The organism is Streptomyces tateyamensis, from assembly GCF_003205575.1.
In the GTDB taxonomy this organism is placed as follows: domain Bacteria; phylum Actinomycetota; class Actinomycetes; order Streptomycetales; family Streptomycetaceae; genus Kitasatospora; species Kitasatospora tateyamensis.
On sequence record NZ_PYBW01000402.1, the window covers coordinates 1 to 339 of the forward strand.

The window sequence follows — 339 nt, forward strand, 5'->3', positions numbered from 1 at the left end:
GCTGACGATCGGTCACGAGTTCGTCGGCGAGGTCGTGGCGCTCGGCCCGGGGGTCACCGACATCACCGTCGGCGACCTGGTCAGCGGCGAGGGCCACCTGGTCTGCGGCAAGTGCCGCAACTGCCTGGCCGGCCGCCGCCACCTGTGCCCCAACACGGTGGGCCTGGGCGTCAACCGCGACGGCGCCTTCGCCGAGTACGTGGCGCTGCCCGCCTCCAACGTCTGGGTGCACCGGGTGCCGGTCGACCTGGACGTGGCCGCCATCTTCGACCCGTTCGGCAACGCCGTGCACACCGCGCTCTCCTTCCCGCTGGTCGGGGAGGACGTGCTGGTCACCGG

Annotated in this window: 1 protein-coding gene; it reads left to right on the forward strand. The window is 72.6% G+C overall.

Annotated features, from left to right (window positions below):
• The coding region (locus C7C46_RS33930) for an alcohol dehydrogenase catalytic domain-containing protein (RefSeq protein WP_181442697.1) at positions 1–339 on the forward strand (339 nt) is incomplete at both ends.